Origin of the sequence: Ornithinibacillus salinisoli, assembly GCF_042684965.1 — a bacterium.
Lineage (GTDB): Bacteria > Bacillota > Bacilli > Bacillales > Amphibacillaceae > Ornithinibacillus > Ornithinibacillus salinisoli.
The window spans coordinates 61,428-74,446 of the sequence record NZ_JBHUMI010000017.1 but is presented as its reverse complement, the minus strand read 5'-3'; the positions used below and the strand labels follow the sequence as shown (position 1 = coordinate 74,446).

Annotated in this window: 17 protein-coding genes; 8 read left to right on the top strand and 9 right to left on the bottom strand. The window is 34.7% G+C overall.

Annotated features, from left to right (window positions below; all coding sequences use genetic code 11):
• Window positions 1-15: 15 nt before the first annotated feature.
• Complete coding sequence (locus ACFSTA_RS14390) at window positions 16-684, bottom strand: GntR family transcriptional regulator (protein WP_377557466.1); 669 nt, start codon at window positions 682-684, stop codon at window positions 16-18.
• A 60-nt stretch (window positions 685-744) separates the two neighbouring features.
• Window positions 745-1,641, bottom strand: coding sequence for an AEC family transporter (locus tag ACFSTA_RS14385; protein ID WP_377557465.1), 897 nt, complete (start codon window positions 1,639-1,641; stop codon window positions 745-747).
• Between the two features lie 179 nt (window positions 1,642-1,820).
• Here ACFSTA_RS14385 and ACFSTA_RS14380 point away from each other — a divergent pair, with 179 nt between their 5' ends.
• The 5 genes from ACFSTA_RS14380 to ACFSTA_RS14360 all read left to right on the top strand — a co-directional run bounded on the left by ACFSTA_RS14380 (window position 1,821) and on the right by ACFSTA_RS14360 (window position 5,649).
• Window positions 1,821-2,198, top strand: coding sequence for a GntR family transcriptional regulator (locus tag ACFSTA_RS14380; protein WP_377557464.1), 378 nt, complete (start codon window positions 1,821-1,823; stop codon window positions 2,196-2,198).
• A gap of 4 nt (window positions 2,199-2,202) precedes the next feature.
• Window positions 2,203-3,096, top strand: coding sequence for an ABC transporter ATP-binding protein (locus ACFSTA_RS14375; protein WP_377557463.1), 894 nt, complete (start codon window positions 2,203-2,205; stop codon window positions 3,094-3,096).
• The gene (locus ACFSTA_RS14370; RefSeq protein ID WP_377557462.1) at window positions 3,059-3,697 is read left to right on the top strand and encodes an ABC-2 transporter permease; all 639 of its coding nucleotides are present in this window, start codon (window positions 3,059-3,061) and stop codon (window positions 3,695-3,697) included. Before ACFSTA_RS14375 ends, ACFSTA_RS14370 begins: the two co-directional genes overlap by 38 nt.
• An 11-nt stretch (window positions 3,698-3,708) precedes the next feature.
• Entirely contained in the window at window positions 3,709-4,368 is a 660-nt protein-coding gene (locus ACFSTA_RS14365) for an ABC-2 transporter permease (RefSeq protein ID WP_377557461.1), read from the top strand.
• Between the two features lie 423 nt (window positions 4,369-4,791).
• Window positions 4,792-5,649 carry a CvfB family protein gene (locus ACFSTA_RS14360; RefSeq protein ID WP_377557460.1) on the top strand — a complete coding sequence of 286 codons (858 nt, stop codon included), beginning with the start codon at window positions 4,792-4,794 and terminating at the stop codon, window positions 5,647-5,649.
• A gap of 67 nt (window positions 5,650-5,716) precedes the next feature.
• Here the strand turns inward: ACFSTA_RS14360 and ACFSTA_RS14355 are convergent, their stop codons facing one another.
• The gene (locus tag ACFSTA_RS14355) at window positions 5,717-6,001 is read right to left on the bottom strand and encodes a hypothetical protein (protein ID WP_377557459.1); all 285 of its coding nucleotides are present in this window, start codon (window positions 5,999-6,001) and stop codon (window positions 5,717-5,719) included.
• A gap of 284 nt (window positions 6,002-6,285) precedes the next feature.
• Between ACFSTA_RS14355 and ACFSTA_RS14350 the strand changes: the two genes are divergently transcribed.
• Window positions 6,286-7,482, top strand: coding sequence for a dicarboxylate/amino acid:cation symporter (locus tag ACFSTA_RS14350; RefSeq protein ID WP_377557458.1), 1,197 nt, complete (start codon window positions 6,286-6,288; stop codon window positions 7,480-7,482).
• A gap of 83 nt (window positions 7,483-7,565) precedes the next feature.
• On the opposite strand, the gene ACFSTA_RS14345 is transcribed toward ACFSTA_RS14350, so the two are convergent.
• Window positions 7,566-7,757 (bottom strand): YwbE family protein, encoded by a 192-nt coding sequence (locus ACFSTA_RS14345; RefSeq protein ID WP_377557457.1) that lies wholly within the window; start codon window positions 7,755-7,757, stop codon window positions 7,566-7,568.
• A 19-nt stretch (window positions 7,758-7,776) separates the two neighbouring features.
• Window positions 7,777-8,004: a DUF2164 domain-containing protein gene (locus ACFSTA_RS14340; protein WP_377557456.1), complete on the bottom strand. Its 228-nt coding sequence runs from the start codon at window positions 8,002-8,004 to the stop codon at window positions 7,777-7,779.
• A gap of 206 nt (window positions 8,005-8,210) precedes the next feature.
• Between ACFSTA_RS14340 and ACFSTA_RS14335 the strand changes: the two genes are divergently transcribed.
• Window positions 8,211-9,908, top strand: a complete 1,698-nt coding sequence (locus tag ACFSTA_RS14335; RefSeq protein ID WP_377557455.1) for a M3 family oligoendopeptidase — start codon at window positions 8,211-8,213, stop codon at window positions 9,906-9,908.
• A 280-nt stretch (window positions 9,909-10,188) separates the two neighbouring features.
• Here ACFSTA_RS14335 and ACFSTA_RS14330 read toward each other — a convergent pair whose 3' ends face one another.
• Together ACFSTA_RS14330 and ACFSTA_RS14325 are read right to left on the bottom strand one after the other, a co-directional pair.
• A complete protein-coding gene (locus tag ACFSTA_RS14330) occupies window positions 10,189-10,602 on the bottom strand; it encodes a hypothetical protein (protein WP_377557454.1) in 414 nt (137 codons plus the stop codon).
• A 284-nt stretch (window positions 10,603-10,886) separates the two neighbouring features.
• Window positions 10,887-11,009, bottom strand: a complete 123-nt coding sequence (locus tag ACFSTA_RS14325; RefSeq protein WP_377557452.1) for a hypothetical protein — start codon at window positions 11,007-11,009, stop codon at window positions 10,887-10,889.
• A gap of 64 nt (window positions 11,010-11,073) precedes the next feature.
• Here ACFSTA_RS14325 and ACFSTA_RS14320 point away from each other — a divergent pair, with 64 nt between their 5' ends.
• Entirely contained in the window at window positions 11,074-11,859 is a 786-nt protein-coding gene (locus tag ACFSTA_RS14320) for an HAD family hydrolase (protein ID WP_377557451.1), read from the top strand.
• A gap of 50 nt (window positions 11,860-11,909) precedes the next feature.
• On the opposite strand, the gene ACFSTA_RS14315 is transcribed toward ACFSTA_RS14320, so the two are convergent.
• Complete coding sequence (locus ACFSTA_RS14315; protein ID WP_377557802.1) at window positions 11,910-12,437, bottom strand: chromate transporter; 528 nt, start codon at window positions 12,435-12,437, stop codon at window positions 11,910-11,912.
• Complete coding sequence (locus tag ACFSTA_RS14310) at window positions 12,437-12,994, bottom strand: chromate transporter (RefSeq protein WP_377557450.1); 558 nt, start codon at window positions 12,992-12,994, stop codon at window positions 12,437-12,439. The genes ACFSTA_RS14315 and ACFSTA_RS14310 overlap by 1 nt, the downstream gene beginning before the upstream one ends.
• Window positions 12,995-13,019: the final 25 nt, after the last annotated feature.

Genomic DNA, 13,019 nt, shown 5'->3' with positions numbered 1-13,019 from the left:
GTTATCCAGTTCTCGCTAAGAAGAAATATTCGTTTCTAGCTCATTCTTACGGCGTTTTTCAAAGTTTTCTGCTGTTCTAATTTTATGCTCCCTCGCTAATGATTCTAGTTTGTCAATATTACCATTTTCCAAATATGTAATTAGTTGTTGATGCTCTTTGATGGATTCCTTAACTCGGACAGAATAAAGCATGGAGCCTGCCCCACGGATTGCATCTAGTCTATTCCAAGTATTGTTTATAGATTCTAACAAATAATGATTCTGACAATCCTCACAGATCAGCTTATGAAAGTCTGCATTTAGCTTACTGAACCGAATGATATCAAAATCCTCTAAAGCCTCCCGCATTCGATTGTTTAGTTCCTTTAACTGATCGATCTTTTCGTGGGTAATTGCTTTTGCACATAGTGCCGTAGCATATCCTTCTAAAACTGCAAGCACCCGTAACGTATCCGAATAATCCGATTCATTCACTTCTGCTACAACAGGACCAACATTGCGTTTATATAATATTAAACGTTCTGCCTCAAGTTGGCGAATCGCTTCCCGTACAGGAATAGAACTTGTATTCATCTCCTTTGCAATTTGATCAATTACAATACGTTGTCCAGGAACATAGATTCGTTCTATAATTCTAGCTTTTAAAACCCGATACACTTTTTGTTGTTTGTTTTCTTTTATCATAATAAAGCCATCATATATAAAATGATATATGATGTCAATATTGTATGAATATTATTTATTTTACGTTATCAAGTTCAATAACACTGTTATCGAAACAATACTGAATAATGTAGTTACTAACGTAATACTTGATACCAAGTCAGGTTCTGTATCAAACTCAATCGCATACATTGTCGTTGTTGCAGCACTTGGCATGGACGCTAGTATGAATAAAACCGTACCAATAATTGGATCCACATCAAGTACCAATATGAACGCAAAAGTAAGCAAAGGGGCGACAATCATTCTAATTGTTAATGCAGAAATGATAACTTGCCAATTAAATTTTATTGACGTAATAGAAGCAAGCTGCATTCCTAGCATCACCATCATAATCGGAATAGCCGCTCCGGAAAGCATAGACAACGTCGAAAACACCGGTTCAGGTATTTCCCAGGCAATGTTTTGTAGAATAAAGGCGAAAACTGCTGCATAGGTCGCTGGCAATCGAAGTATCGTTTTTACAGCTCGTTTATAACCACTTTTATCCCTTGATGCATAATAGACTCCAAAGGCATTCATAAAGATCGTTTGGATCACCATGAAAAACACAGCATAAGGTAGTGCCTCTTGTCCTATTGAAAATAGAATAACTGGAACCCCATAGTTACCAGCGTTCATAAATGCAGAAGTTAAAATAGAGGCGCTTTCGACTGACCGTTCCCATTTTAAAATACGTCTCAATATTTTATTCAAAACAATCATCATAATGAGTAAAAAGAAAGAAAAACCAAGAATAATTGTGTAGCTCTGATCAAATTCCGCTTCATATAACTGGGTAAACACAAGTGCTGGTAAAAATATATGAATGGACATAGAGGCGATTGATTTTACATCCAGAATACGAATCCGTTGCAAAATATACCCCGCTCCAAAGACTGCAACAATCGGTAATATAACATTAAAAAATAACCCCATGATTACATCTCCAATTAAATTAATATATATTAGTCTATCATATGAATACTTGTTCATCGAGAGAGTAGTTTTAATCTTTCTTTTTAGTAAATTTTATTTTTTTCAATATTTCCCTTGACTCCTTCATGTATATAATGTATATATTGTGTATACACAATTAATTGATAAGGGGTTATGCTATGAACATTCTTATTTCAAGTAATAGCAAGGAGCCTCTTTTCCAACAAATAAAAGAGCAAATAAAACAACAGATTTTTTCTGGGGAATTAAAAGAAGGAGATGCACTCCCTTCCATGCGTTTGTTAGCAAAGGATCTTAAGGTTAGTGTGATTACCACAAAGCGAGCATATGAAGACCTAGAAAAAGAAGGTTATTTGATTTCAACAGTTGGAAAAGGAACATTTGTCGCAGGTCAACAACCACATGTATTAAAAGAGTGGCAAATAAGAGAGCTTGAAAATGAACTGGAAAAAGTAGTTCATGATGGTAAACACATAGGTTTATCCAAGGCAGAGCTTATAGAACTACTTGAAATTTACTACGAAGGAGATGGATAAGCTAATGAATACAGTAGAATTTCACCATGTAACAAAACGTAGAAAAGGTTTTTCGATTGAAGACTTAAATATTACCATTCCAAAAGGTTACATTACTGGCTTTATTGGTCCAAATGGTAGTGGGAAAACAACTACGATTCAAATGATGATGGATATACTACAAATTGATGAAGGTGATATTAAACTTTTTGGAACTTCCCATAAAGATCACACAGTCAAACAAAGAATCGGTTTTGTTTATGATGATCTATTTATGTATGAAGATTTTACAATTAAAAACATGAAATCGTTTATTGCACCCCTTTATAAAACATGGAATGAAGTTCTTTTCCAAAAATATGTCGAAGAATTTGAACTTCCATTACGGAAAAAAATTAAAAAATTGTCCAAGGGAATGAAAATGAAAACTTCCTTATTGTTCGCACTTTCCCATGAACCAGAATTTATAGTCATGGATGAGCCGACTTCTGGTTTGGATCCAATTTTCCGTAGAGAGCTTTTAGATAAATTACAAGAAATGATGGTTCGTGAAAATCAAACAATATTTTTATCATCCCATATAACCACTGATCTTGATCGTATTGCCGATCACATCATTTTTATTTATCAAGGTAAAATAATGTTACAAAAAGCAATGGATGAGATTAGAGAGCAATTCTATGTTATTAAAGGACGTTCAGATATCATCGATACAGATACGAGAGAGTTATTCATAGGAATTCAAGACTCTGAATTAGGATTTACCGCTTTGTTTGAGGGGGATCCCTTATTATTTGAGCCTTTTGGCAATGATATTGTCATTGAAAAAGCAACATTAGAGGATATTATGTACTTCATGACTAGAAAGGAGAAATTGAATCGTGAGGCAAGTATTTCTGAAGGAACTACAGTTAACTAAAGTATATATTATATTTTTTATATTCCTTATCCCCTTTACTTACGGTATGAATGTTCCGATCACTGGCATCAATATTTGGATTCTGCTTAGTTTTATCTTTCTGTCCTTTTATTCAGATAGTAGAAATGAAGTAAATCGATATTTAATAAGTGTACCGATTTTTCGTAAACATATTGTATTTGTTAGATATATTTTCTTTTTTATACTTACAAGTGGTTTTACTCTTTATTTATGGTTAATTGATCATCTTGCCAACCAGGGACTGCCGTTTTTAGGAAATAGCCCTTTAACAGGAAGCTCTATTCTATGGTTATTTGCATTAACATGTATCATAGTCTCTCTATCATTACCTATTCTTTACTATATAAAAAGTTTCCATCGCGCGATGGCAGTATTAATGACACTGGTTTTTTTCTCAGCTCTATTCTATGGGATAATCGTAGGAAATCCTTTAATTACTTGGGATGAGTCCATAAAACACTTTGCAGATAACCTAAGTCATATTCAATTATTCGTATCGTTAACAGCTTTATCATTAATATTTCTATATTTGTCTTACAAACTATCAGCATGGATATTTATGAAAAGAGATCTTCTATAGGAGGTGAATATATGATTGGTTTAATGAAACGAGATGTAATCATTAGTAGAGCGCCTTTCTTAAGTGCCCTATTTTTAATACCGTTCGCTTATATTACTTCGTTACCACCTATTTACGTTAGCGTGGGTTTGATCATACCAGTGATTGTAATTAGTATTTTGTTTCTAGATTATCGAGCAAATATGAATCGTTTTACGATAAGTTTGCCAATCAATAACAAATTGATTGTTCCAAGCAGATATATTAGTTTACTACTCCTGTGGATCGTTGTAGTTTTATATCAATATATTGTTGGCCAGATTTATGGTTCACTCTCTTCTTTACCAAGATATATTTATAACTGGAAAGATGTTATGACAGTAATTAGTCTAGGAATATTACTAAAAGCATTATTAATACCAATATACTATCTATTTAAATCATTTGTTATTGCTTGTTCTATCTCCGTTTTCGTATATTTTTGGGTGCTTTTCGGCTCCTTCTTTCCATTGACAGATGTACTAGGTATGGACGATTACATTCTATTTAATGATATCGATCAAGGATTTGTACCATTAGTTGAGAAATATATCCCTTTTCAACCATTTATAGTATTAGGATTAGTGTCTATTGTACTTTACTTTTTGTCTATGAAAATTTCTACAACATTTTTCTTGAGGAAAGAACACTGAATCAATTCGGGCGATATTTGACAAATTTTAGTATTCATGAGAAGATAACAAAGTTACTAAAGTAACATTTAAGTGTTCTGGCATTCTACAATGTTTTTGAAGATGCTTATTCACACTGGCGCGACTACAGGGTCGCAAGGACGTAAGAGCAGGTAGGGCTTACGTTGCTTAAGTTAGAGGACATCCAGTGGAACATGTACCGCGGATAGAGAAATTCGAAGAAACTCGGAGTGCGTTAACCGAGCTTAAAGTAAGATGACAGCAAAACCCAGCTTTCAACAAGCTGCAAGACAGAATTTCCAGACCTGATAAACTCAGGAGTTAAAAATAAAAATAAAACTTACGTGTTACTTTATAAACAAAAGGGGTACTCTTTTAGTAAGGGGTGCCCCTTTTCCAATACATAAAAAAGGAAGGATAGTAATGCAAACATTACCAATTGGAACGATTCAAACTATGACTGTTGCACGAAAAATTGATACAGGATACGTATTGCAAAAAGAAATGCTTGAAGCACTTTTACATCATAACGAGACGGATAAAGAACTTGAACAAGATCAAGCAGTAGATGTGTTTTTATATCAAGATAAGAAAGATAACACCATCGCAACAACCAAACTTCCTACTATTGTAATGGATACATACGGATGGGCTGAAGTCGTAGAAGTTATTCCGAACTTAGGGGCTTTCGTAGACATTGGGACAACGAAACAAATCCTTGTCTCCCTAGACGACTTACCACTATTCGAAAAAGTATGGCCTAAAGAAGGTGATCAGCTTTATGTCACTCTAGGTAAAGATCGAAAAGGCCGATTACTAGCCATTCCAGCAACCGACGGCGTAATCGGTAGAATATATGAAGTAGCTCCTGTCGAATTACTTAACGAACAGATAAGTGGGAAAGTATACCATACAAATAAAGAAGGTTCCGCTATCCTAACGGAAGAAAATTATCGAGGATTCATCCATCATACAGAGCGAAAAGAAGAACCGCGTCTTGGTGAAGTAGTCCAAGGTCGTGTTATCGAAGTAAAAGAAGATGGCACCTTGAATGTATCACTAAGGCCGTTGAAACAACATGGAATAGTTGATGATGCTTCAGACATTTTAGAGCACATAAAAGAAAGCGGTGGCATGATACCATTTAGTGATAAAAGTGACCCCGATGATATTCGCGGAACATTTAATATTAGTAAAGCTGCATTTAAACGGGCACTTGGAAAATTATTGAAAGAAGAAAAAATTGAACAACGTGATGGGAAGACGTATTTAAAAGAGTAGTTCCTCCAATCTTATAGTAAAAATAATGTACGAAGCTCAGTCATAGGACTGAGCTTTGTTATGATTTCTATGCTCTAGCATAAACATCAGTAACCGTTGTAACAAAAAAGCTAAGTAAAGACGCAAATAACGCAGCTATTCCCCATCCTCCTAAACCTGCTCCCAAAATTTCTATCCCTTCCAGGGCCATTGTTGAAAGTATAAAGACTATTCCGCTTCCAAATAAGACAAGACTTGGAAAGTAAAACAAATAAGTTGCATGTTGAAACAGTTTTATTAATAGGAAACCCAATATAATCGCTAACGCTCCTAATACAGCACTAATCGTAATGACAGATTGTACGATGTCCACCATCTCACCTCATTTTAAATATTTTTAATTTTAAATCACTTTCAGTCTACAAATCTTTGTTACACAAGTCAATGCAAAATCCCCCCTTATTAATATCCTATTATTTTCAAAAAAAGTATTGACTTAAATAAATATATTTGTAATTATTAGAATATTATTTAAGTAATGATAAAAGGAATGAGTGTGTCTAAACACAATTATGTAAGCGTTTTATTCCTTTTATCCTAAAAAGGGGGGATAAAATACAAAAATTAAAAAAATAACAAATTAGAAAGGAGAATTACATGAAGAAAAGCTTTGTTTACCAAATTGTCGGTGCATTCCTTCTTGCTGTTATTGTTGGGTTAGTATTTGGAGATGGAGCAAGCAATGTTGCACCACTTGGGGATTTATTTTTACGTCTTATTATGTTTATCATTGTACCATTAGTTCTCTCGACAATTGTTGTAGGTGTAACAAGTGCCGGGGACGTAAAAAAACTTGGTCGTTTAGGTGGAAAGACGATCTCGTACTATTTAATAACTAGTTTTATTGCTATTTCAATTGGCTTACTTGCTGGATACGTATTTTCCCCAGGTTCAGGAGTAGATGTAACAATAAATGAAGAAGCTGTTCCATCTAGTGAAACACAAAGTGTTGTCGATACATTATTAAATATAATCCCTACAAACCCCATTGAAGCACTAACTACAGGAAATATGTTACAAATAATCTTCTTTGCTATCTTCTTAGGAATTGGTATTAAATTAGTTGGAGAAAAGGCATCACCAGTACAGCGATTCTTTGACGGATTAGCAGAAATCATGTACAAGATAACAGGTATTATTATGAAACTTGTTCCAATTGGTATATTTGGTCTACTAGCTCCAATTGTTGGTGAATATGGTGCTGGTGTTTTATTGCCACTGATTAAATTAATTCTAGCGCTATTCATTGCATGTCTCGTTCATGTTGTGATCGTTTATTCCACTGCTGTGAAAACATTTGGCAAGTTAAGTCCAATCCAGTTTTTTAAAGGTATTTTCCCTGCTGCAACCGTAGCGTTCAGTACGTGTAGCAGCTCAGGTACATTACCAGTAACAATGAAAAACACACAGGAAAATTTGGGAGTATCTAAGGAAACTAGTAGCTTTGTCCTGCCATTAGGTGCAACTATCAACATGGATGGTACAGCTCTTTACCAAGGTATTGCTGTTGTATTTATAGCACAATATTTTGGAGAAACATTATCGTTTGGTCAAATCCTTATTGTTGCTCTAATCGCTACACTTGCATCTATTGGAGCAGCAGGAGTACCTGGTGCAGGTATGGTTACGTTAATTATGGTTTTGACTGCAGTCGGTTTACCATTAGAAGGTATTGCTCTTATTGCGGGTGTTGACCGCGTACTAGATATGATGCGGACATCCGTTAACATCATGGGTGATGCTACAGCAAGTCTTGTTGTAGATGCATCTGAAAAGAAACGTGAAGCCGCTTAAAGAAAAAAATAACTGCCCGTTTCAATCAATGAACGGGCAGTTTTATTAAAAAAATCCTCCCTCATATTCCTTTACCTATACAGTTATTTTATATTCTTAACTCTTCCTACTTGACCATCTGTCAAACGGACTTTCATTCCATGTGGAAGAAAGGATGAATTGGTAAGCAAATCCTTTACAATTCCAGGAGTTGTTCGCTCTGTTTTTTGATCTTTTTTAAGTACAATGTCTACTTCTATTCCAGGTTCTATATTTTTACGATATCTACCATCCATAATATGTTACACCTCTAAGTCATTTTTGTATTTCAAATATATCGTCCAGCTTTTGTGCCATATATCTATGGCTATCTTCCACACCTTGATTATAAAAAACCGGTGCAAGCTTTTCCATGATAAAGTCCAATATTAGCATTGCTTTTAAATTTCCAATCTCCTCATTCTGTTCTTCAATAAAATATGCTTGTATCATTTGAACCATTTCATCTTTTTGCTCATTGGATAATTCAAATTTTGGTTTCATTCTATTCACCCTTTTTCTTCATTAATCTTATTATAACAGGATTATAATCATCTTTAAAAACTTGGTATTATGGCGAATGACTTCTTTGCACTTTTCCTGGATAGAAAATTTAAAACCTCACAGCCAAAAAATTATAAAAATTTAATCCTTCTAACAGGAATTTGGCAAAAAATGTCGTATACTTAAGGTATAAGAGGAGGGTACATATGCTTAAATTTGAAGATTATAAATATGACAGACCAGACTTAGAAAATGAGAAACAAACATTTCGAGGCTTATTAGAATCATTTTCAACAGCTACTACAGTTGAAGGACAAAATAAAGCCATTGAAAAAATCAATGCATTTCGTAATCGTCTATCAACATTATTTAATTTAGTGTATATACGAGCATCTATTAATACGAATGATGATTTTTACCAAAAGGAACGTGACTTTTGGGATGAAAAGAGTCCTGAATTACAAGAACTATATACGGATTTTTATAAGGAATTAGTAAAAACTCCTTTCCGTGATGAATTAGAACAAAAGTGGGGATCTCAGCTATTTAGTCTAGCAGACTATCAAATCAAGGCTTTTTCTCCAGAAGTAATCAGCTTATTGCAAAAAGAAAACAAATTAACATCGGAATACTCCAAGCTTGTCGCTTCTGCTGAAGTAGAATTTCAAGGGAAAACATATACTTTGGCACAACTTGGACCATTTACACAAGATAAAGATAGAAATGTACGTAAACAAGCGATCCAAGCAAGCTCTGGATTTTTTGAAAATAATGCAGAAAAATTTGATGATATTTATGATCAACTAGTAAAGATCCGTCATGAAATCGCTACAAAACTAGGTTACAAAAACTTTGTAGAATTAGGTTATGTACGCATGTTACGCATTGACTATAATGCAGATATGGTTGATGTGTTCCGCAAGCAGGTACGTGACTACATCGTCCCACTTGTATCCAAATTATACGAAAAGCAGGCAAATCGAATCGGAGTTGATTCCTTAAAATTCTATGATGAAAACCTTGAATTTAAAAGCGGTAATCCAACACCTAAAGGTAGCCCAGAATGGATTATTGAAAATGGGAAACAGATGTACGAAGAACTTTCTGATGAAACAAATGAATTTTTCCATTTCATGCTAGATCGTAACTTAATGGACTTAGAAGCTCAGAAAGGAAAAGAAGCTGGTGGTTACTGTACATTTATTGAGGATTACGAATCACCATTTATTTTCGCTAACTTCAATGGTACTTCCGGTGATGTGGATGTATTAACACATGAAGCTGGTCATGCATTCCAGGCTTACTCAAGTCGTAATATCGGGATTCCAGAATACGTTTTCCCAACACACGAGTCAGCTGAAATTCATTCCATGAGTATGGAATTCTTTACATGGCCGTGGATGGAACTGTTCTTTAAGGAAGATACCGATAAATATAAATACTCACACTTAGCTAGCGGATTAAGCTTCTTGCCTTATGGTGTTGCAGTTGATGAGTTCCAACACTTGGTATATGAAAATCCAGATTGGACTCCGGCAGAACGTAAAGCAGCTTGGAAAAAACTAGAGGAAACTTATTTACCGCATCGTGATTATGAAGACATTCCGTACTGGCAATCCGGTGCAGTATGGCAACGTCAAGGTCATATTTATGAAGTGCCATTCTATTACATTGATTATACATTAGCACAAATCTGTGCCTTCCAATTTTGGAAACGATCCCGGGAAGAGCGTGAGGCAGCATGGAATGATTATCTAAACCTATGTAAATTAGGTGGATCTAAAGCCTTCTTAGGATTAGTTGAAGCTGCGAATCTCCGCTCTCCTTTTGAAGAAGGATCCGTAGAATCTGTAGTAGATGAAATTGAAAAATGGCTTGAATCTGTTGATGATCAAGCATTGTAAAATGTTAAGCAACCGTAAGTAGTAGTTAAGTATTCCCGATCCTGTGGAGAAAATGTCACAAGACAGATCGCTTGGATAATAAAATCCAAGCGATCTGTTTGTTAAATTGTTTTGTTATGTTTATTATGTAAAATAACTTAGTAATCTATCAAAAGAATGGATTTCGGCAAATGGTTTAATTTCGGTATTGCTTTATAACCACTCAAATAACTTCACAGCCTTTCTCACATTATATAAATAATTCCGCCCCCTAATAAGCATTTTTGTGATATAGATTGTATCAATCATTTTGTTCTAATAAACCTTCATACTTTTCCACATCATCAAATTCTGTTCCAATATAAATTGGCGTATCTTGTATTTTTTTCATTTTAATTGTATTTCCATTATTAAGACTAGCAATTTTTATTTCAAAAGAATCTTCTTTGTTTAATGTAATTTGAAAACTTTGCTTGTCACTTAATAATTTATATACATTACTGCTCGTTTTTTCATATATTCCTTTATCAACTTCTCTACCTTCAATATATTCAACAAAACTATTATTATCTGGTTGAAATGACATTTGAACCACATATCCTACTCCATCTATTTCACTTTGGTAGGCTCCTTTTAAGATTGGATGTGTGTCAGAAGCACATCCTCCCAAAAGTAACGTTATTCCCAAAAATAAAACCAGAAACATAATCCTCATAATTTCCCCCTCTTCCATCATTCATCAATCTTACTAATGGGTGGACAAGTAAATATACTCCTTTTGAAAGTAATGTCTTCATAAGTGAAAGAAGATTCTGAAGTTGTGCTTACTTGATTCTCTTTTTAGTTTCCAAGCACCTTGCAAAAATCAACTTTTACATATTTTATAAAACTAAGAGAATTTCGAAATATGTAATTACCATTATACAGTATACTTTATTTTTTATCTTCCTCAAATATAATCTATGTTATTTAAATTTTTCTCCACCGAAATGGAACTAGTTAAAGTAGTTGGACGGTTGCTTTTATTTGCGCATTGGTATCTGTAGTTTGTGCATATTCGTCCGATGTTCGCAATGTTCGTGTCCAACATTCCCGCTCCTTTTGCCCAGTACAATTCTCCAAATCCCCTTCCCCCTATCCAATATGTTAAACTATCCTTAGAATATCTAACTTAAAGGAGACTACAATGACTTACAAAATACTCTTCTTAGACATTGATGGAACTATATTAAAACCAGACCATACATATACAAAATTAACGAAACAAGCAATTTCACAAATAAAAAGACAAGGAATAGAGATTTTTCTTGCAACAGGTAGGCCATTACATGAAATTGGGGAGCTTGCAGACGAACTTGGTGTGGAATCTTTTATTGGCTATAATGGTGCTTTTGCGATTTATCAAAATAAAACCATTCTTGACGAGCCGATGAAACAAAGTACTATTAACGAATATTTATCTATAGCAAAAGAACACGGTCATGAGCTTGTGTTTTACACAAGTGAAAAAAATTACTTTACTTCATTTGACACTCCAATTATCAATAAATTTATTGAAACATTTCAGGTAAAGCATAATGAACGTGTTAACTCGAATGTGACCGATCAAATATTAGGTATAACGATAATGAACCTAGATCCGTCGCAAATATCATTATATGAATTTGAAGACGACATTCGACTTGCTCCAGTTAATGTTGAAGGGATTGTCAATTCCTATGATGTCATTCGGAAAACAGTTAATAAAGGAGAAGCAATTAGACGTGTCCTAGAACACCTTCACATTCCCCAACAATCTGCAATTGCATTTGGTGATGGAATGAATGATAAAGAAATGCTTCAAATAGTTGGTGAAGGATTTGCAATGGGAAATGCTCATCCAGACCTTATCCAGTATGCCAAGCATCAAACTACAACCGTATCTGAATCAGGTGTATACCAAGGCTTGAAAAAGCTAGGACTGATTGAATAAAAACGAAAGCTAAGTTTCCTCATCCGAGAAACTTAGCTTTTTCGTTATTTTTATAACAAAAATCCACCATACACAAACGCACCGATAATAACAAAGGCAGGATGAATTTTTACTCGTTCAATTAATAAATAGCTCCCAATTGTAAGTATAAGCGTGTGCCATAACCCAATTCCATCATAGGATTCAAAGAAGAACCTCCACGCCATAAGCCCGAGTAATATAGCAATGACTGGACGGACGAACATTGTAAGTCGTTTCACTTTGCTTGAATCTTTATATTTATATAAAACACCTAACAAAGCAATCATAATGAGTAACGATGGAGCAACAGTTGCAAAAACCCCGACTGTCGCACCAAAAACTCCACCAACCTCATAACCAATATATCCAGCCATTTTCGTCGCGATCGGTCCTGGTAAGGAGTTCGCTAAAGCTAACACCTCACTAAACTCCTGTACCGACATCCACTCATATCGCTTCACTACTTCATTTTCTACCAAAGGAATGGAGGCAGGGCCACCACCGTACCCCAATATTCCAGGGATAAAAAATGCTAAAAATATATGCCAATATACAATCATGACTGACTACCTTCCCTGGTTTTATCTTTCATACCTAATGCAATGATAATTAAAACAGCAATAATGATACCTGGGTGAACATGTAAAAATTGTAGTAATGCAAACACAATAACGACCATAATAACGGTTTGTAGCCATCCCATTCCGCTTACAGCTTTGTGGAAAAATTGCCATGTCAATACTGCTAACATAACACCAACAACCGGAACAACTGCTGCGGTCATGCCTTTTACCCAATCAAAATCCTTGAATGCAGAGAGAGATGTTAAAAATACTATCATTAAAACGATCGTTGGTAATATAGATGCTAAAACCGCATTAATCATACCAAGTACACCTGAAACCCGATAACCAATATAACCAGCAAGTTTCGTAGCAATTGGTCCTGGCAATGTATTACCTAAAGCAAGGACATCTCCGAACTCTTCATCACTCATCCACTTGTAATTTTCAACCACTTCTTTATGAATCAGCGGGATAGATCCTGGACCACCACCGTAACCCAGCATCCCCACTCTAAAAAATGCAATAAAAATATTCCAATGCTTCTTCATATCAAACAATCCTTCAATTTACATT

What these genes read in the sequence shown, in the direction of transcription:
- ACFSTA_RS14390 (WP_377557466.1), bottom strand. Translation starts at nt 684, where the DNA reads ATGATAAAAGAAAACAAACAACAAAAAGTGTATCGGGTTTTAAAAGCT.
- ACFSTA_RS14385 (WP_377557465.1), bottom strand. Translation starts at nt 1,641, where the DNA reads ATGGGGTTATTTTTTAATGTTATATTACCGATTGTTGCAGTCTTTGGA.
- ACFSTA_RS14380 (WP_377557464.1), top strand. Translation starts at nt 1,821, where the DNA reads ATGAACATTCTTATTTCAAGTAATAGCAAGGAGCCTCTTTTCCAACAA.
- ACFSTA_RS14375 (WP_377557463.1), top strand. Translation starts at nt 2,203, where the DNA reads ATGAATACAGTAGAATTTCACCATGTAACAAAACGTAGAAAAGGTTTT.
- ACFSTA_RS14365 (WP_377557461.1), top strand. Translation starts at nt 3,709, where the DNA reads ATGATTGGTTTAATGAAACGAGATGTAATCATTAGTAGAGCGCCTTTC.
- ACFSTA_RS14360 (WP_377557460.1), top strand. Translation starts at nt 4,792, where the DNA reads ATGCAAACATTACCAATTGGAACGATTCAAACTATGACTGTTGCACGA.
- ACFSTA_RS14350 (WP_377557458.1), top strand. Translation starts at nt 6,286, where the DNA reads ATGAAGAAAAGCTTTGTTTACCAAATTGTCGGTGCATTCCTTCTTGCT.
- ACFSTA_RS14345 (WP_377557457.1), bottom strand. Translation starts at nt 7,757, where the DNA reads ATGGATGGTAGATATCGTAAAAATATAGAACCTGGAATAGAAGTAGAC.
- ACFSTA_RS14340 (WP_377557456.1), bottom strand. Translation starts at nt 8,004, where the DNA reads ATGAAACCAAAATTTGAATTATCCAATGAGCAAAAAGATGAAATGGTT.
- ACFSTA_RS14335 (WP_377557455.1), top strand. Translation starts at nt 8,211, where the DNA reads ATGCTTAAATTTGAAGATTATAAATATGACAGACCAGACTTAGAAAAT.
- ACFSTA_RS14330 (WP_377557454.1), bottom strand. Translation starts at nt 10,602, where the DNA reads ATGAGGATTATGTTTCTGGTTTTATTTTTGGGAATAACGTTACTTTTG.
- ACFSTA_RS14320 (WP_377557451.1), top strand. Translation starts at nt 11,074, where the DNA reads ATGACTTACAAAATACTCTTCTTAGACATTGATGGAACTATATTAAAA.
- ACFSTA_RS14310 (WP_377557450.1), bottom strand. Translation starts at nt 12,994, where the DNA reads ATGAAGAAGCATTGGAATATTTTTATTGCATTTTTTAGAGTGGGGATG.